This is a genomic window from Salinicoccus sp. HZC-1, assembly GCF_046736035.1.
GTDB lineage: Bacteria > Bacillota > Bacilli > Staphylococcales > Salinicoccaceae > Salinicoccus.
Map to the genome: position 1 here is coordinate 1,353,093 of NZ_CP177130.1, position 17,720 is coordinate 1,370,812.

Below are 17,720 nucleotides of genomic sequence, written 5' to 3' on the forward strand. Positions count from 1 at the left end.
GAGGAAAATTTATGATTTCAGTAAATGATTTTAAAACAGGACTAACAGTCGAAGTAGAGGGCAGTATTTGGAGAGTAGTCGATTTCCAGCACGTCAAGCCCGGCAAAGGTGCGGCTTTTGTAAGAAGTAAACTCAGAAATCTACGTACAGGTGCAATCCAGGAAAAGACTTTCCGTGCAGGGGAGAAAGTGGGCAGAGCCCAGATCGACAATAATAAGATGCAATATCTTTATGCAGATGGCGACAGCCATGTGTTTATGGATAATAACACCTATGAACAGATTGAACTCCAGGCATCTGCGCTTGAAGATGAACTGAAGTATCTCAAAGAAAACATGACCGTTACAATCATGATGTATGAAGGCGAAACAATCGGAGTGGAGCTTCCGAAAACAGTCGAACTCGAAGTTACTGAGACTGAACCCGGCATAAAAGGGGACACTGCCAGCGGTGCTTCAAAATCAGCGACACTGGAAACCGGCCTTGTGCTTCAGGTGCCTCTTTTTGTCAACCAGGGAGACATGCTTGTTGTCAATACTGAAGAGGGTTCATATGTGTCCCGCGCCTAAAAATAAAAGCAGATTTTAATCTGCTTTTATTTTTTGCTTGAATTGGTATGACCACTTGCGTAAAATGTAAGACAGTAATTTTTAATTGTTAAGGAGAAGTAAAACATGAATCTGGAATATATCGATGAACTAATTGAAAAGATGGAAAACGCAGCATTAACTGAACTGTCATATAAAGATGGCGATGTTGATATTAAATTGAAAAGAGACCCGGGCAATACAGTACAGTCTGTACAGACTGCCCACACACCTATGCAGCAGCCTGTGGCACAGCATACAGAAACGGGTGCACAGGAACCGGAAGGCAAAGTAATCAAAGCGCCAATGGTTGGCACTTTCTACAAAGCGTCGTCTCCCGAAGCGGACGCATACGTCCGGGTCGGAGATACAGTGGATAACGCGACCGTGGTCTGCATACTCGAAGCGATGAAACTCTTTAATGAGATACAAGCTGAAACTTCCGGTGAAATTACAGAAATTCTTGTTGAAGATGGAGAAATGGTTGAGTACGACCAACCGTTGTTCAGAGTACGATGATTAAGAAAATACTTATCGCAAACCGTGGGGAAATCGCAGTAAGAATCATTAGGGCCTGTACAGAACTGGGTATCGATTCTGTAAGTATTTATTCAGAAGCGGATGCAGACAGCCTTCACCGGAAAATCGCTACTGAATCTTATTGCGTAGGACCAAAGCTGTCCAAAGACAGTTACTTAGATATGATCAGCATTATCACCATTGCTAAAAAAACTGGCTGTGATGCAATCCATCCAGGATACGGCTTCCTGGCGGAAAACAGTGACTTTGCTGAAATGTGTGAAGCATCCAATCTTATTTTCATCGGCCCTATGCATGAAACGATTTCCCTTATGGGTGTCAAAGATGTTGCAAAAGACACGATGAAAAAAGCAGGGGTGCCGACAGTGCCGGGAAGTGAAGGCGTTGTCGCCTCCATTGAAGATGCAAAACAGATTGCAGAAAGTATCGGCTATCCGGTCATCATCAAAGCAAGTTACGGCGGCGGCGGAAAAGGAATCCGTGTTGCCCGTACAGAGGAAGAACTTGTTCAGAACTATAAAATGACCCAGCAGGAAGCGGAAAGTGCTTTTGGCAATAAAAGTCTTTATATAGAAAAATATATCGAGAACTTCAGACATATCGAAATCCAGGTACTGGGTGATTACCACGGCAATGTCATTCATTTAGGAGAACGTGACTGTACTGTACAGCGCCGCATGCAAAAACTTGTTGAAGAAGCACCAAGTCCTACATTATCTGAGGAAAAGCGTGTTGAAATGGGTAATACAGCAGTAAGAGCTGCAAAAAGCATCGATTACATTGGCGCGGGTACAATTGAATTCATCTATGATCTAAATGATGATCAGTTTTATTTCATGGAGATGAATACGAGAATTCAAGTAGAACATCCCGTGACTGAAATGATTACAGGAATCGACCTTGTCAAAATGCAGATAAAAGTCGCGATGCGCGAAGCCATTCCATATAAACAGGAAGACATAAAGATAAAAGGACATGCTATCGAGTTTAGAGTCAATGCGGAGAATCCATATAAAAACTTCATGCCTTCAGCAGGAACGATCACAGATTTCATTGTTCCGGGCGGTTATGGTGTGAGAATGGATACAGCTTGCTATGCCGGCTACAAAATCCCGCCTTATTATGACTCAATGATCGCTAAATTAATTACTTACGGTGATACACGGGAGGAAGCGATCATGACAGCAAAGAGAGCCCTTGGTGAATTTAAAATCGGCGGTATAGATACTACAATTGCATTTCACTCCAATTTACTTGAAAATGAAGCGTTTAGAGCAAATGATTACAATACAAACTTTCTTCAGGAACACGATGTAATGAAATAATCCAATTCAAAACCTGTTTTTTCATATTTTCAGTGAAAAAACAGGTTTTGAATTTACATTAACGATACACGTGATCCTCATATCATTTAGTACTAAAAGAAATAATCATTTAAGCTACAAGTTGTTTCTAATTTGATACAAAATCATGATATAATGAACTGACGGGGTGATGAACATGAGAATCCAGGATGTTAAATCAAACTTAGGATTGATAGAAATTTCTTCTGAAGTACTGGAGGTAATTGCAAGTATTGCAGTTACTGAAACAAAAGGCGTTCATTCATTGCAAAATAATTTTGCCAGCGGCAACTTTGAAAAGATCGGTAAGAAATACAGGGGCCGCGGGGTTAAAGTTGAAACTCAGGATAATGAGGTATTGATTTCAATTTATGTAACTCTAGATGCAAAAGGCAAAGTTCATGAAACTGCTGAAAACATTCAGAAAAATGTCAGCCAGGCGATTAGAAATATGACTGGGCACGAAGTTAAGGAAGTCAATGTACACATCGTAAATATTAAATAAGAATTTAGATAGGTGTTATTAATGAACAGACACGAGCAGCGAAAAAAAATATTCCAAATAATATTCCAAAGGGACCATGACGTGGTCGATCTGGAAAACACTGCATTCTATGATATGTATGATACGCATGAGTATATTAAAAGGATTGTTGACTTTTATTTTTCCAACAGCGAGAAAGTGAATGCTGACATCAGTGCTCACTTGAACAATTATACTCTGGAGCGCATACCAAAAGTAGAACGCAATATTTTAAGAACTGCCATAAGTGAGTTATTGGACGGCGACTCCCCTGAAAGAGTTGTCATCAATGAGGCTGTACTTTTGGCAAAATCTTATGGTGAAAAAGACAGCTACCGTTTTATCAACGGAGTCCTTAAAAACTTCATTAAAGAAACGGATGAAAATCCACATGGAGAACAGTAAGTATTTATCTGTAGGTGCCCTGACCAAGTATCTCAAATATAAATTCGATCAGGACCCGTATTTGACACGGGTCTTTATCAAAGGTGAATTATCCAACGTAAAAAAACATACCAGCGGCCATATCTTCTTTGCTTTAAAAGATGGTAATGCTGTGATTCGGGCCATTATGTTCTCCAGGAGCGCTAATGGCTTAAAATTTGAGCCCGAAGAGGGACAGAGTGTGCTCATCCAGGGCAGAATCAGTATTTTCGAATCCAGCGGCCAGTATCAGATCTATGCAGATTCCATGGAGATCGACGGTGTCGGTCTTTTATTTGAGCAGCTTGAAAAAGATAAGAAAGAACTGGCTGAAAAGGGTTATTTTGATGCTGATCATAAAAAAGCAATACCCGCTTATCCAGGTTCAATTACAATTATCAGTTCTGAAACAAGTGCAGCATACCGTGATATGATTACGACTTTACGCCGACGATACCCACTCGTTAAAGTATCAATGATCAATACTCTGATGCAGGGGCGTGGCAGCAAGCAGGCTGTCATTGACAGTCTGGAGTATGCAGATAAATTAAATAGTGATGTCATTATACTGGCGCGTGGCGGCGGATCGATTGAAGATCTGTGGACATTTAATGAAAAAGATGTCTCTTTGAAAGTTTTTAATATGAAAACGCCGGTCATAACGGGTATCGGTCACGAGACGGATACAACACTTGTCGATTTCGTTTCTGATATACGGGCGGCAACACCAACTGCAGCAGCAGAAGTTGCTGTACCTAATGTGAGGGATATTGCAGAGAGGCTGCAACAATCTGATACTTTCATGATGCGCAGCATTTCCAAAAGAATAGACATGCACAAAAAACGGTTAGAAGCCCTGTCCAATTATTATAAACTTAAAAATCCCGAATTGCTGTATGATCAGCAGACGGAAAAACTCGCAACACTCAAAACAAATCTTGATACCAGAATGAATGTAATACTCAGGGAAAAGAGATATCAGCATGCTGGTATTAAAGATAAAATCGAATACAAAAGTCCCACGCCTATGATAGGCAGATATAAAGAAATACTCAACGAGACAAAAACTCGTCTGGATGATGAGATGACAGATAAAATAAGGGACAGAAAAAAAGAGCTGTCCTCTACAATCGAGCTTCTGAACTCACTCAGTCCGACCAACATCCTGCTTAGAGGGTATTCATTTACAACTAAAAACGGCAGTATTGTCCGTCAATCCGAAGAGCTTGATACTGGTGATGAAATAGAAACCACTTTAGGTGACGGTAGAATTACGTCTAAAGTAACAGAGGTGAAAAATAGTGACAGAGAATAAAACAGAGACTTTTGAAGAGAAAATGCAGACACTTGAAAAAATTGTCCGACAGCTGGATGAAGATGAAGTATCACTCGAAGATTCCCTAAAGCTGTATCAAAGAGGTGTGGAACTGTCTTCAGAATGCGATAAAATCTTAAAAGATGCTGAGCTTAAAGTGGAAACTTTAAACCGGAAGGAAGATGGGGATGAATAAGGACTTGAAGCAGTACAATGTTAAAGCGGAAGCTCTTATTCTGCACCATCTCAAATCCGGGAATGTTTCAGAAATCATTAAAGACGCAAGCATCTATTCTATAGAGGCGGGCGGGAAAAGATTTCGACCTTATTTAGTTTTTGCTACACTGAAATCGCTTGGAATGGATCCTAATATGGGTCTGTCGGCAGCAAGTGCAATAGAGATGATTCATACTTATTCATTAATTCATGATGATCTCCCGGCTATGGATGATGATGATTACAGGCGGGGCAAGCTGACAAACCATAAAGTATATGGTGAGGCTGCGGCAATTTTAGCCGGTGACAATCTGCTCACTGAAAGTTTTAATGTTTTATCCACGGATGAAACTCTCCCTGCTGATATTCGTATCCAGCTTGTGCAGGTGATTTCCCGTGCTGCCGGACAATCAGGGATGATTGGCGGTCAAATGCTCGATATCGATGCCGAAGGCAAAAAAATTACCATCGATGACCTGGAAATGATTCATCGTCATAAAACAGGCAAACTCATCAGTGCACCGATAGAATCTGCCTTAATTATTGCAAGCGTGGCGGAGGAAGAAAAAGTTCAGCTCCTGAAGTTTGCCGAGCTCTTAGGTATTTTATTCCAAATCAGGGATGATATCCTGGACGTTGAAGGTGATATGTCCGTCACAGGGAAGATGGCAGGAAGTGACGCCCGCAAAGAAAAAGTTACATATGTCAGTACATATGGTCTTGATGGCGCAAAAGATCAATTGGATTTATTAAGGAAATATGCGGAAGAAATACTGGCAAATCTGGCTTCAACACTTGATACCGATGAACTTCATAGCATATTGCAAATGTTTGCAATAAGAGAACAGTGATAATTCATAATAATGAATTATCATTTTTTGTTTTTTACTATACTCCAATAGTGGTATAATTGGCATTAGTAAATTCAAAGGTGGTTGCTATATGAACCTGTATAGTATAGAAAATCCATCATTTTTGAAAGGTAAAAGTGATGAAGAACTTAAAGAACTGGCACAAGACATCAGAGAATTCCTTATCCAGTCATGTTCCGAGACAGGCGGCCATATCGGTGCCAACCTCGGTGTAGTAGAGTTGTCAATTGCACTGCATAAATATTTCGATTCTCCAACAGATAAATTTATATTTGATGTCGGACATCAGGCATATATTCATAAAATTTTAACAGGACGTATTAGTGCTTTCGACACACTGAGACAATATAAAGGACTGTGCGGATTTCCTAAAATGCGGGAATCTGAGCATGATGTCTGGGAAGCTGGACATTCATCCACTTCTCTTTCAGCTGCAATGGGCATGGCTAAGGCCCGGGATATCCAGGGTGAAGGTTATCATGTAGTCCCTGTAATCGGAGACGGTGCATTAACAGGTGGTATGGCGCTTGAAGCTCTCAACCATATCGGTTCTGACAGAACAAATATGACTATTATCCTTAACGACAACGAGATGAGTATCGCACCTAACGTTGGAGCGATGCATAATATGCTGGGCAGGATGCGCACAAATTCTCAGTACAACCGTGTAAAACATGATATTGAAGATTTTATCAACCGTCTGCCGCAAGTAGGTTCAAAACTACGCGATATGGCAGACCGCATTAAAGACAGCATGAAGTATTTAGTAGTGAACGGTATATTTTTCGAGGAACTTGGCATTAAATATATCGGACCGGTAGATGGCCATGATTTTGAAGATCTCGCTCAGGCAATTAAATCTTCTAAAGATTACAATGGCCCTGTCGTCGTTCATGTAATTACTAAAAAAGGTAAAGGTTATCATCCTGCAGAAGATGACAAGCTTGGAAAATGGCATGGTCTCGGCCCTTATAAGATCGATACTGGTGAAGTGCTGGGCAGTAAAACAACACCTTCATGGAGTGAGTTTATGTCAAATGCTGTTCTCCAGCATGCTAAAGAAGATAAACGGGTGGTCGCTTTGACACCTGCAATGCCAGTAGGAAGCAAGCTGACGAAGTTCCAAAATGAGCTTCCTGAACAGTTCTTCGATGTTGGAATCGCAGAACAGCATGCCGTAACGATGGCCGGCGGGCTTGCAGCAAATGGTATGCGCCCGTATCTGGCGATCTATTCTACTTTCCTTCAACGCGGCTTTGATCAGCTGCTCCATGATGTTGACAGACAAAATTTAAATGTATTCCTGGGCATCGACAGAAGTGGATTAGTGGGAGCAGATGGTGAAACCCATCAGGGTGTGTTTGATATCAGTTTTATCTCACCACTCCCTAACATGACACTCATGATGCCAAAAGATGAAGTGGAAGCGAAACAGATGATTGATTTGGCAATCAGTCATGAAGGCCCGATTGCAATACGCTATCCAAGAGGTAATGTAAAAGGACTGGATTTAAACGCGGAGAGGAAACCTTTGGCACTCGGAGAGTGGGAAGAGGTCGTTTCCGGTGAAGATATCGCAATTATTTCGTTCGGTCCAACTTTAGATCTGGCAATTGATGCTGCTGTTGCACTTAAAGAGACCGGTATAAGTGCTAAAGTGATCAATGCAAGGTTCATCAAGCCGCTCGATAAAGAGATGCTCCGTACGCTCGGCATTCAGAATATACCGATAGTTTCGGTGGAGGAATCCATGCTTACCGGCGGTCTGGGCAGTATGATCGCTTCCTTTATGGCAGATCATCGTTTTACGAATCCAATTAAACGTATTGGTATTGATAACGAATATGTTGAACATGGTGATGTAAACCAGCTGCTTAAAGATATCGGTATATCTACCGAGAATATCATTCTGCAGTCAAAAACTTTGTTGGAGCAGACGAATGAAAAAGAAATTAAGAATTGATGAATATGTTTATCAGGAATTTAATTTTGGTACATTGGAAGATGTCCGTAGAATTATAATGGCGGGTAAAGTATTAAATAATAATACTCCTGTATATAAATCTTCGGAAGTCATCGAAACTGCCAAAGCGAATGTCCGCTTTAAAAACATCCGTCCGTTTGTTTCAAGGGGCGGTATTAAACTCAAGCATGCATTGGAAGTTTTTGATTTAAGTGTCAAAGACAGAGTTGTTGTAGATATTGGAAGTTCCACAGGCGGATTTACTGATTGTGCACTGAAAAATGGTGCCAGCCGTGTCTATGCCGTCGATGTCGGTACAAATCAGCTGGATTACAGACTGAGAACGGATACAAGGGTTACTGTCATGGAACAAACCAATTTTAAAAGCACAGAGTTGAATGATTTTCCGGAACTGCCCGAAGTGTTTACAATAGATGTGTCATTCACATCCATTGTTCCTATATTAAGACACATCGTAGATTTATTTGACCATGAATATAATATCGTTGCACTGATAAAACCGCAGTTCGAATCCTATTTGGAAGAGCGGGAAGCAGATGGTATTATTCATTCACTCGAAACCCACGAAGCTGTAATAACGAGAGTGATTGATGAATGTACAGAGTTGGGACTTGGATCTCTTGCTCTGGACCGTTCGCCAATTAAGGGCGGGAAAGGCAATATTGAATATTTATTACATCTGAACCATGGGAATCCAGAAATGAAATCAATTGATTATAAAGGCATTCAACCGATTGTTTATGGTTGAAGCCTTTTTTTGTGTTATATTCATAAGCTTTATGATATTATATGAATAAATATACAACGGGAATCGAGGAGGACAGCCCATGTCAAACAAGTCAATCAGGCAGATTAAAATTAGAGAAATCATTACAAATGGAAAGGTCGAAACACAGGAAGACCTGGTGGAGAAATTAAATGCATATAACTTTAATGTTACCCAGGCAACGGTATCCAGAGACATTAAAGAGCTGCAATTAATCAAAGTTCCCACACCAAGCGGATCCTATGTTTACAGTCTGCCAAAAGACAGGAAGTTCCATCCGATGGAAAAACTCGGCAGATATCTTATGGATAGTTTTGTTAAGCTGGACTATACAGGTAATCTGCTTGTACTTAAGACGCTTCCTGGTAATGCGCAATCCATCGGCGCTATAATTGACCAGTTGGACTGGGATGAAGTCATCGGCACAATTTGCGGGGATGACACCTGTCTTTTAATCTGCAGGGATGAAGAGGCACAAATGGATATCAAGGATCGTATCTTTAATCTGATTTAATTGGAGTGTTAACTTTGCTCATTCGTTTAAATATTAAAAACTTCGCAGTACTTAAAAATATTGAACTTGAATTTAATGACGGGTTAACTGTCATTTCCGGTGAATCCGGTGCCGGAAAATCCATGATTATTGAAGCGGTCCGTTATCTGTATGGAAAAAGAGCTTCAGTGGAAGATATAAGATTTGAAACAGAAGGTGCTGTGATAGAGGGGATATTTGATTTTCCGGAATCCAAAGGAGTGAAAAAACTTTTGGCCGAAAATGATATTCCTGAAGAAGAACTTTACATCGTCAGACGTGAAATTATGCAAAACAGGAAGAGTATCATCAAAATCAACTCTCATATGATTACTTTAGGCGCACTCAGAAAGATTATGAATGAAGTTATAAGTATTCATTCTCAATCTTCGCAGAATGAAGCTCTGGAATATAAAATGCATATTGAATACTTGGATCGTTTTATCGGTATTCATGAAGAGGAAAAATATCAACATTATAAAGAGGCCTACAGAAAATACAAGGCGCTTGAGGAAAAAATCCATGATTTGGAGTACAAGGACCGCAATCGCATGCAACAGCTTGAACTTTATAAACACCAGTATGATGAACTCTTGGCTATGGAGCTCACACCTGGGGAAGAGGAGCAGCTTGAAGAGGATATCAGCTACTTTAATAACTACGAAAAAATCCATGACACTCTCTCTCTGATGCGTTCTCAATTAGACTCGGAGTATTCTCCTCAAGTGATGTTGTATGAAATTCATAAATCCATAGACACATTGAGTAAGTTTGACGAGACCTATACGGATTTTTCAGAGACAATTTTAGGGTCCTATCATCTTTTGAATGAGCTGGACAGTAAAGTTTCGGGGGATTTATCCAATATCGATTATGATGAAGAAACTTTTAACAACAAGCAGATGCGTTTGGCATCCATCAACAATCTGAAGCGAAAGTACAACAAAACAACTGATGAACTGATTGAGCTTAGAGAATCCCTGAATGAAGATATCATGCAGCTGGAAAATATCGCCCAGTCATTTGAAAAGCTGGAGCGTCAAAAGTCGGAAGCATTTGATAAAATGGAAAAACTGGCCAGCTATCTGCAAAACTATAGAATAGAACGAAAACATTTTCTTGAAAACCGTATTAGAAAAGAACTGCAGGATTTGGATATGCAATATGCTGACTTTGAAATCGAAGTCAAAGAGGGGACATTTAACCGAAGAGGATATTCAGATGTTAATTTCCTTTTCTCACCGAACAAGGGAGAACCTTTAAAACCTATGAACAGCATTGCTTCAGGAGGAGAAATTTCCAGAGTAATGCTCGCGATACGGACAATATTTACAGAATTCGATCAACATTCATTGCTAATACTTGATGAAATCGATACCGGAGTAAGCGGTTCTGTTGCGACACGAATGTCCGAGAAGATGAAATTACTATCTAAAGCAAGACAGGTGCTCATCATCTCCCATCTGCCGCAAGCTGCAGCGATTGCAGACAATCACTTATATGTATCCAAGCAGACAAAAGACGAACGGACGGTATCACTCGCTAAATATTTAGATAAAAAAGAACATGTTTATGAAATTGCGAGGATGCTGAGTGGTTCTGACGTCTCTGATGCAGCTCTTGAAAATGCAAAAACACTCATCAAAAGCAATGAATAAGAGATGGACTGATGTCCATCTCTTATTCATTTTCCTGATTTGATTGTTTTTTACGAATCTGTTCTGCAAAACGTTCCTGTACTCTCTTATTTTTCCGTTCACGATGTAATACATATCCACCAATGAACCATACGCCGAAAATTGTCAGTCCCAAACCGACGACAAATTGAACGACTGTTAATGTAAATGGATCATTGACGACACCGAACATACTGTCTCTCATATATTTAATTCCCAATCCTGCCAGGAAGACGGGAACGATGAGTATTATCAATGCAATAATTTTTTTCATGAAACCACCCAGTTTTTATAGATATCCCATATTATACATCAACCTGATGATACTTTAAAATAAAGTATTATTTAAAAACTTCTGAATTTTCCATGTTCAGCTAAAATCATGTATTTTGATTAAGGGATATGTATAATAAAATATGTGGGGAGGTAACAAAGTGAAATTTAATGAAATATTCGAAGAGTATAATCATGAAATGACAACGCTTTCAATTTGCAAAGCTGCCGATATGGATGTACTCAAACCTGTTCTTCGTCTATATAAAGAGACGAACATGACCTTTCACCTGGTGGATGACAGATTCAACCTGGAAGAAATGCTCAAAACTTTTGATGAAGAATTCATCAATAATGACCGTCTGGTTATTCATCATTCTGCCGGCGATGAACAGGCTGCAGCCATTGCTGCTGGACTGGTGGCAGAAGGTAAAGCAGATATTCTCATGAAGGGGCTGATTTCAACCTCGACAATTTTAAGGGAAGTTTTAAATAAGTCACACGGATTGGTTCAAGGAACGATGCTGAGCCATGTTGCACTTTTTGACTTACCCAATTATCACAAAGCCGTGCTGCTTAGTGATGCAGCGATGAACATTGCTCCTGATATAAATCAGAAGATGGCAATCATTCAAAACATTGTAGAATGCGGTCATAAACTGGGAATTGAAAAACCCAGGGTGGCTTTATTGTCAGCAGTAGAAAAAGTGAACAATAAAATGCCTTCGACAACAGATGCTGATACAATAACAAAGATGGATGAAATTACTTCTTTAAATATTCTAATCGATGGTCCATTACAATATGACCTCGCTATATCAAAAGAAGCAGCTGAACATAAAAATTTAGAATCTGATGTCGCAGGAGACGCAGATATACTTATCGCCCCCAACATTGAAGCGGGCAATGTATTATACAAGTCGCTCGTTTATTCGGCAGGTGCCAGGGTTGCATCGGTTATTACTGGCGCAAGTGTACCAATAGTATTAACATCAAGAGCAGACAGTGCGGAAGATAAGTACAACTCAATTAGACTGGCAATGAAGATTTCACAAAATTAACAACGGGAGTGCTTAAAATGATATTTGAAAAAATGGTAGATCTGGATTATGAACAATTGGTATTCTGTCACGATGAAGCAAGCGGATTGAAGGCGATTATCTGTATTCACGATACGACACTCGGACCGGCACTCGGCGGATGCAGAATGTGGAACTATGAGACTGAAGAGGAAGCAATTGAAGATGTACTTCGTCTTGCACGTGGAATGACTTATAAAAATGCTGCAGCCGGCCTTAACCTGGGCGGTGGAAAGACGGTAGTTATTGGAGATGCTCAAAAGGATAAATCCGAAGCGTTCTTCAGAGCACTCGGCAGATACGTCAACAGCTTGAACGGCAGATATATTACTGCTGAAGACGTGGGCACTACAGTTGCTGATATGGATCTTATTTATCAGGAAACACCGTATGTCTGTGGAATGAGTGAATCATATGGTTCTGGTGGGAATCCAAGTCCAATGACAGCATTTGGCGTGTACATGGCGATGAAGCGGACGGCTAAAGAAGCATTCGGCAATGACTCTCTGGAAGGTAAAAAGATTGCAGTACAAGGAGTGGGGAACGTCTCTTACAGTCTTTGTAAACATTTGCACGATGAAGGTGCAAAACTTATTGTTACTGATATAAACCAGGCCGCAATTGACCGTGCTGTAAATGACTTTGGAGCCGAATCCGTTGGAATAGAAGATATTTACGACGTGGAAGCAGATATTTTTGCACCATGTGCACTCGGCGGGGTTTTAAATGATGAGACGATTCCTGAATTAAAAGTGAAAGCAATATGCGGCAGTGCCAATAACCAACTTCTTGAAGCAGATAAACACGGTGAAATGCTCGAAGAACGCGGCATCGTATACGCACCTGACTATGTTGTTAACTGTGGGGGCGTCATCAACGTTGCGGACGAACTGCAAGGATACAACAAAGAACGCGCCAAGGCTAAAGTAGAAGGCATTTATGAGCAGATGGATAAAATCTTCAATATTGCCAAACGTGATGGAGTAACACCTGCAGTTGCTGCCGACAGACTCGCGGAAGAACGCATTGAAAGCATGATGCGGGTTAAAAGCACATTTTCTCAAAATGAAATAACAACCCTCAGCAGGAGGTAACCGTCACTGATGCAATATAACATTCTCGTTATCAACTTAGGGAGTACATCTACCAAAGCTGCCTTATATAAGAATTCCAACAGTCTGGTCAATCAAACGCTCAAGCATCCTGCAAGTGAAACTGTAAAACCTTTGCCGGAACAAATCGAGTACCGGCTGGAAGCGATACTTGAGTTTCTTGAAAAACAGAAATTCGACCCATCCAATATCGATATTGTCAGTGCACGCGGAGGTTTGCTCAAACCTATTGAAGGCGGTACTTACAATATTAATCAAGCGATGGTCGATGACCTTCTGGAAAACAGGTACGGCAGACACGCTTCAAATATGAGTGCACTTATTGCTGACAGATTCAGAAGGAAGTATGGCTGCCAGGCAGTAATTACTGATCCGGTAGTTATCGATGAACTTATAGATGAAGTCCGTATGACCGGCTTAAAAGGAATAGAAAGAAAATCCGTTTTTCATGCACTGAACCAAAAAGCTGTAGCCAGGAAGTATTCCGAATCGATTAATAAAAAATATGAAGAAACTAATGTTATCATATGCCATATGGGCGGCGGAATTACAGTGGGTGCCCATAGGAAGGGACGGGTCATTGATGTTAATGACGGTCTTTCGGGGGAAGGACCCATGAGTCCAAACAGAACCGGTTCGCTTCCTAACGGCGCATTCGTAAAATATGTCATTGATCATGAACTGGATTATGAAACGGTGTTTGAGATCATCACCAAAGAAGGCGGGTTTATGTCACTTGCAGATACACAGGATGCGCTTGAATTGGAAAAACTTGCCCTCGCAGGTGATGAAAATGCCAAATCGATATTCGAAGCACTGGCAGTTCAAATCAGTAAGGAAATCGGATCCCGTTCCGCAATACTAAAAGGGGAAGTGGATCAGATCATTTTTACCGGAGGACTTGCATACAGCAAGTATCTCCTCGACTTGATAAAGCCTTATATTTCATTTATCGCACCGGTGACTGATTATCCGGGAGAAGAAGAGATGGAAGCATTGGCTGAAGGTGCATATCGTGTAATCAGCGGCGAAGAAAGTATGAAAACCTACGTATAGGAGTGAAATGAATGGCCCATGAATATGATCTAGTAGTTCTCGGTGGAGGAACGGCAGGCTATGTGGCTGCAATTAAAGCCAGCCAGCTTGGTTTGAAAACTGCAATTGTGGAAAAAAGCAATCTTGGTGGAACATGCCTGCATAAAGGGTGTATACCAACGAAAAGTATGCTGAAATCTGCTGAAGTGGTAAACACGATGAAAAATGCTGAAAAATATGGTATAGAATCTTTTAATCCTTCCATTTCAATGGAAAAAATACTCAACCGTAAAAATGAAGTCGTCGAGCGCATGCACAGTGGCATCAAACAACTTATGAAAAAAAATAAAATAGATGTATTTGATGGATACGGTCGTATATTGGGGCCTTCTATTTTTTCACCTATGGCAGGAACAGTCGCTGTTGAAAACCCTGAGGATGATGAAGCAGAAAGTGAAATATTGGTAAATCATAACGTACTGATTGCAACAGGTTCATACCCAAGACCTCTGCCATTTCTACCATTCGATGGAGAAATAGTTCTTTCCAGCGATGACATGATGACACTCAATGAAATCCCGGAAAAATTGGCCATAATTGGCGGCGGGGTAATTGGACTTGAGTTTGCCAGCCTGCTGGCTGATTTAGGATCTGGTGTAACTGTGATAGAAGCCGGCAACCAAGTACTTCCTGCGGAAGATAAGGATGTTGCAAACCATCTTAAAAAATCTCTGGAAGAAAAGGGGATTGAATTTAAAGTCGACATCTCACTCAGTGATGAATCTGTACAGAAATCAGGCTCATCCATCACTTTTGATATCGGTGGAGAAAGTACAACGTTTGATAAAGTACTGGTTTCAATCGGACGAACCCCAAACGTTGAAGATATTGGACTTTCAAACACTAAAATCCAGATGGAAAAAGGCTTTATTGTCACAGATGAATATTATCAGACGAAAGATAAAAATATCTATGCCGTCGGAGATGTAATCGGCAATCTGCAGCTTGCGCATGTTGCAACAAAAGAAGCCCTGATTGCCGTAGAACATATTACAGATAACAATCCATTGCCGCTCGACTACAGAACAGTGCCAAAATGTATATATACATCGCCGGAAACCGCTTCGGTAGGCTATACTGAAAAAGAATTGAAAGAAGAAGGCAGAGAATATAAAGTACATAAAGTACCGCTTGCAGCGATCGGCAAAGCTGTGATTGCCGGAGGCGAAAAAGGCTTCGGCAAACTGATAGTGGATCCTGCTACTAAAGATATTCTCGGTGTTTCCATCATCGGCCCGGGTGCAACCGAACTGATAAATGAAGCAGCATTTGCAAAATTCTTGGATGCTTCATCCCTGGAACTGGGCATGTCTGTCCATGCGCATCCTTCTATAGGGGAAGTATTGATGGAACTCGGCCTCGACGCAGATGGAATAGCAATTCATGTTTAAGGAGGACAATCGCTTGATGGATTTTAAAGAAGTAGGTCTCGATGCAGAAGATCTTAAAGAAATGTACCGCACAATGCTTCTTGCCAGAAAACTTGATGAAAGAATGTGGCTGTTGAACAGGGCGGGAAAACTGCCTTTCGTTATTTCCTGCCAGGGTCAGGAGGCGACACAGGTAGGCGCAGGATATGCTTTAAATAAAGAAATAGATGTCATCAGCCCTTATTACAGGGACTTAGCACTTGTGACCCATTTTGGAATGACACCGGAAGAAACGATGCTTTCCGCTTTTGCCAAGCAGGGCGATATTTCCAGCGGCGGTAAGCAGATGCCTTCTCATTTCAGTAAAAAAGAAAATAATATATTAACTCAAGGATCCTGTGTGGCAACACAGGTACTCCATGCAGTAGGCGCAAGCTTCAAGTTCAAAATGGATAATGAAGAGCGTGTTGCTGTAACGACACTTGGGGAAGGTTCGTCCAACCAGGGGGATTTTCACGAAGGCTTGAACTTTGTGGGTGTGCACAACCTGCCGTTTATTTGTATAATCGAAAATAACAAATATGCAATCAGTGTACCTGCGAATCTTCAATACGGCGCGGATAAACTTTCAGATCGTGCAATCGGATATGGCATGCATGGTGAACACATCGACGGCAATGATCCAATCGCTGTTTATAAAGCGGTGAAAGAGGCCAGGGAACGCGCAGTAAAAGGTGAGGGCGGCACATTGATCGAAGCAATGTCCACAAGACTCACTGCACACTCTTCCGATGATGATGATTCCTACCGTGAAAAGACCGAACGTGAAGATATAAAAGAGGAAGACTGCCTCATCAAATTCAAAGAATACATGTTTGAACATAAAGTGGCGGAAGAAGCCTGGTTCCGGGAGCTGGAGGCAGAACTTAAGCAAAAAATAACCGAAGCAACCAAGATTGCGGAAAAAGCACCTTACCCAGCTGCCGAAGAAGCGCTGACGAATGTGTACGAGGAGGCTAACCATGGCTAAAATATCCTATTTGCAGGCGATCAAAGAAGCGCTTGACTATGAAATGGGCCAGGACGATAATGTCTTTGTTCTCGGTGAAGATGTTGGTAAAAAAGGCGGGGTCTTCAAAGTGACCGAAGGTCTGCAGGAAAAGTATGGGGAACTCAGGTGCCTCGACACACCTCTGGCAGAATCCAATATTGTCGGTACCAGTATCGGTGCAGCGATGATGGGGAAACGTCCTGTAGCTGAAATTCAGTTTGCCGAATACATTCTGCCGGCGACAAATCAGATACTTAACGAAGCTGCTAAAATCAGATACCGGTCCAATGGCGACTGGAATTGCCCAATGGTTATCCGTTCACCTTTTGGCGGCGGGATTCACGGAGCACTTTATCATTCACAGTCGATAGAGACAGTGTTCACATCGACTCCCGGACTCAAAGTGGTCATACCATCTACACCGGCGGATGCTAAAGGACTGCTCATCTCTGCGATCAGGGATAATGATCCTGTTCTGTTCTTCGAGCATAAAAAAGCATATCGTTTACTTAAAGAGGAAGTGCCCGAAGGTGACTACACTGTCCCGATTGGCAAAGCGGATGTAAAACGCGAAGGTGATGACATTACAGTGATCACTTACGGTTTATGCGTCAACTATGCGCTGCAGGCAGCCGAGCACCTGTCCAAAGATGGGTATGAAGCGGAAGTCCTTGATTTAAGGACTGTCTACCCACTGGATAAAGAGAGTATCATAAAAGCGGCATCCAAAACAGGTAAAGTACTGCTTGTGACAGAAGATAACCTCGAAGGCAGTGTAATGAGTGAAGTATCTGCCATTATTGGAGAGAACTGCTTATATGACCTTGATGCGCCAATTATGAGACTTGCAGGACCGGATGTACCATCTATGCCTTATTCTCCGCCGATGGAGGATTTCTTCATGGTCAACCCGGAAAAAATCGAAATGAAAATGAAAGAACTTGCAGAGCATTAAAAGGGGGA

General features: G+C 41.3%; 19 protein-coding genes. 18 read left to right on the top strand and 1 reads right to left on the bottom strand.

Annotation, left to right across the window (positions count from 1 at the left end):
• The first annotated feature begins 11 nt into the window (after nt 1-11).
• The 12 genes from efp to recN all read left to right on the top strand — a co-directional run bounded on the left by efp (nt 12) and on the right by recN (nt 10,759).
• The gene (gene efp / locus ACKRAT_RS06800) at nt 12-569 is read left to right on the top strand and encodes an elongation factor P (RefSeq protein ID WP_411844337.1); all 558 of its coding nucleotides are present in this window, start codon (nt 12-14) and stop codon (nt 567-569) included.
• Between the two features lie 105 nt (nt 570-674).
• Nucleotides 675-1,106: an acetyl-CoA carboxylase biotin carboxyl carrier protein gene (accB, locus tag ACKRAT_RS06805; RefSeq protein WP_411844338.1), complete on the top strand. Its 432-nt coding sequence runs from the start codon at nt 675-677 to the stop codon at nt 1,104-1,106.
• Nucleotides 1,106-2,452, top strand: a complete 1,347-nt coding sequence (gene accC, locus ACKRAT_RS06810; protein ID WP_411844431.1) for an acetyl-CoA carboxylase biotin carboxylase subunit — start codon at nt 1,106-1,108, stop codon at nt 2,450-2,452. Before accB ends, accC begins: the two co-directional genes overlap by 1 nt.
• 175 nt (nt 2,453-2,627) lie before the next feature.
• Nucleotides 2,628-2,975 (top strand): Asp23/Gls24 family envelope stress response protein, encoded by a 348-nt coding sequence (locus tag ACKRAT_RS06815; protein ID WP_411844339.1) that lies wholly within the window; start codon nt 2,628-2,630, stop codon nt 2,973-2,975.
• A gap of 21 nt (nt 2,976-2,996) precedes the next feature.
• Complete coding sequence (gene nusB, locus ACKRAT_RS06820; RefSeq protein WP_411844340.1) at nt 2,997-3,398, top strand: transcription antitermination factor NusB; 402 nt, start codon at nt 2,997-2,999, stop codon at nt 3,396-3,398.
• On the top strand, nt 3,385-4,731 hold the full coding sequence (gene xseA, locus ACKRAT_RS06825) for an exodeoxyribonuclease VII large subunit (RefSeq protein ID WP_411844341.1): 1,347 nt from the start codon (nt 3,385-3,387) through the stop codon (nt 4,729-4,731). The genes nusB and xseA overlap by 14 nt, the downstream gene beginning before the upstream one ends.
• The gene (gene xseB, locus ACKRAT_RS06830; RefSeq protein ID WP_411844342.1) at nt 4,718-4,927 is read left to right on the top strand and encodes an exodeoxyribonuclease VII small subunit; all 210 of its coding nucleotides are present in this window, start codon (nt 4,718-4,720) and stop codon (nt 4,925-4,927) included. The genes xseA and xseB overlap by 14 nt, the downstream gene beginning before the upstream one ends.
• Nucleotides 4,920-5,798, top strand: coding sequence for a polyprenyl synthetase family protein (locus ACKRAT_RS06835; protein WP_411844343.1), 879 nt, complete (start codon nt 4,920-4,922; stop codon nt 5,796-5,798). The genes xseB and ACKRAT_RS06835 overlap by 8 nt, the downstream gene beginning before the upstream one ends.
• Before the next feature lie 91 nt (nt 5,799-5,889).
• The gene (gene dxs, locus ACKRAT_RS06840; protein ID WP_411844344.1) at nt 5,890-7,782 is read left to right on the top strand and encodes a 1-deoxy-D-xylulose-5-phosphate synthase; all 1,893 of its coding nucleotides are present in this window, start codon (nt 5,890-5,892) and stop codon (nt 7,780-7,782) included.
• Nucleotides 7,760-8,551: a TlyA family RNA methyltransferase gene (locus ACKRAT_RS06845; RefSeq protein ID WP_411844345.1), complete on the top strand. Its 792-nt coding sequence runs from the start codon at nt 7,760-7,762 to the stop codon at nt 8,549-8,551. Before dxs ends, ACKRAT_RS06845 begins: the two co-directional genes overlap by 23 nt.
• Before the next feature lie 79 nt (nt 8,552-8,630).
• Nucleotides 8,631-9,083 (top strand): transcriptional regulator AhrC/ArgR, encoded by a 453-nt coding sequence (gene ahrC / locus ACKRAT_RS06850; RefSeq protein WP_411844346.1) that lies wholly within the window; start codon nt 8,631-8,633, stop codon nt 9,081-9,083.
• A gap of 5 nt (nt 9,084-9,088) precedes the next feature.
• Nucleotides 9,089-10,759: a DNA repair protein RecN gene (gene recN / locus ACKRAT_RS06855; RefSeq protein ID WP_411844347.1), complete on the top strand. Its 1,671-nt coding sequence runs from the start codon at nt 9,089-9,091 to the stop codon at nt 10,757-10,759.
• 22 nt (nt 10,760-10,781) lie between these two features.
• Here recN and ACKRAT_RS06860 read toward each other — a convergent pair whose 3' ends face one another.
• Complete coding sequence (locus ACKRAT_RS06860) at nt 10,782-11,051, bottom strand: DUF2627 domain-containing protein (RefSeq protein WP_411844348.1); 270 nt, start codon at nt 11,049-11,051, stop codon at nt 10,782-10,784.
• A 160-nt stretch (nt 11,052-11,211) separates the two neighbouring features.
• Between ACKRAT_RS06860 and ACKRAT_RS06865 the strand changes: the two genes are divergently transcribed.
• From ACKRAT_RS06865 to ACKRAT_RS06890, 6 genes are read left to right on the top strand one after another with little or no spacing between them, the layout of a single operon-like run.
• Complete coding sequence (locus ACKRAT_RS06865) at nt 11,212-12,111, top strand: phosphate acyltransferase (protein ID WP_411844349.1); 900 nt, start codon at nt 11,212-11,214, stop codon at nt 12,109-12,111.
• A gap of 17 nt (nt 12,112-12,128) precedes the next feature.
• Nucleotides 12,129-13,223 carry a Leu/Phe/Val dehydrogenase gene (locus ACKRAT_RS06870; RefSeq protein WP_411844350.1) on the top strand — a complete coding sequence of 365 codons (1,095 nt, stop codon included), beginning with the start codon at nt 12,129-12,131 and terminating at the stop codon, nt 13,221-13,223.
• Nucleotides 13,224-13,232: 9 nt separating this feature from the next.
• Entirely contained in the window at nt 13,233-14,297 is a 1,065-nt protein-coding gene (gene buk / locus ACKRAT_RS06875; protein WP_411844351.1) for a butyrate kinase, read from the top strand.
• Nucleotides 14,298-14,308: 11 nt separating this feature from the next.
• Nucleotides 14,309-15,727, top strand: coding sequence for a dihydrolipoyl dehydrogenase (gene lpdA, locus ACKRAT_RS06880; protein ID WP_411844352.1), 1,419 nt, complete (start codon nt 14,309-14,311; stop codon nt 15,725-15,727).
• 13 nt (nt 15,728-15,740) lie between these two features.
• Entirely contained in the window at nt 15,741-16,736 is a 996-nt protein-coding gene (locus ACKRAT_RS06885) for a thiamine pyrophosphate-dependent dehydrogenase E1 component subunit alpha (RefSeq protein WP_411844353.1), read from the top strand.
• Complete coding sequence (locus ACKRAT_RS06890) at nt 16,729-17,712, top strand: alpha-ketoacid dehydrogenase subunit beta (protein WP_411844354.1); 984 nt, start codon at nt 16,729-16,731, stop codon at nt 17,710-17,712. The genes ACKRAT_RS06885 and ACKRAT_RS06890 overlap by 8 nt, the downstream gene beginning before the upstream one ends.
• Nucleotides 17,713-17,720: the final 8 nt, after the last annotated feature.

What these genes read in the sequence shown, in the direction of transcription:
- efp (WP_411844337.1), top strand. Translation starts at nt 12, where the DNA reads ATGATTTCAGTAAATGATTTTAAAACAGGACTAACAGTCGAAGTAGAG.
- accB (WP_411844338.1), top strand. Translation starts at nt 675, where the DNA reads ATGAATCTGGAATATATCGATGAACTAATTGAAAAGATGGAAAACGCA.
- ACKRAT_RS06815 (WP_411844339.1), top strand. Translation starts at nt 2,628, where the DNA reads ATGAGAATCCAGGATGTTAAATCAAACTTAGGATTGATAGAAATTTCT.
- nusB (WP_411844340.1), top strand. Translation starts at nt 2,997, where the DNA reads ATGAACAGACACGAGCAGCGAAAAAAAATATTCCAAATAATATTCCAA.
- xseA (WP_411844341.1), top strand. Translation starts at nt 3,385, where the DNA reads ATGGAGAACAGTAAGTATTTATCTGTAGGTGCCCTGACCAAGTATCTC.
- ACKRAT_RS06835 (WP_411844343.1), top strand. Translation starts at nt 4,920, where the DNA reads ATGAATAAGGACTTGAAGCAGTACAATGTTAAAGCGGAAGCTCTTATT.
- dxs (WP_411844344.1), top strand. Translation starts at nt 5,890, where the DNA reads ATGAACCTGTATAGTATAGAAAATCCATCATTTTTGAAAGGTAAAAGT.
- ACKRAT_RS06845 (WP_411844345.1), top strand. Translation starts at nt 7,760, where the DNA reads ATGAAAAAGAAATTAAGAATTGATGAATATGTTTATCAGGAATTTAAT.
- ahrC (WP_411844346.1), top strand. Translation starts at nt 8,631, where the DNA reads ATGTCAAACAAGTCAATCAGGCAGATTAAAATTAGAGAAATCATTACA.
- ACKRAT_RS06860 (WP_411844348.1), bottom strand. Translation starts at nt 11,051, where the DNA reads ATGAAAAAAATTATTGCATTGATAATACTCATCGTTCCCGTCTTCCTG.
- ACKRAT_RS06870 (WP_411844350.1), top strand. Translation starts at nt 12,129, where the DNA reads ATGATATTTGAAAAAATGGTAGATCTGGATTATGAACAATTGGTATTC.
- buk (WP_411844351.1), top strand. Translation starts at nt 13,233, where the DNA reads ATGCAATATAACATTCTCGTTATCAACTTAGGGAGTACATCTACCAAA.
- lpdA (WP_411844352.1), top strand. Translation starts at nt 14,309, where the DNA reads ATGGCCCATGAATATGATCTAGTAGTTCTCGGTGGAGGAACGGCAGGC.
- ACKRAT_RS06890 (WP_411844354.1), top strand. Translation starts at nt 16,729, where the DNA reads ATGGCTAAAATATCCTATTTGCAGGCGATCAAAGAAGCGCTTGACTAT.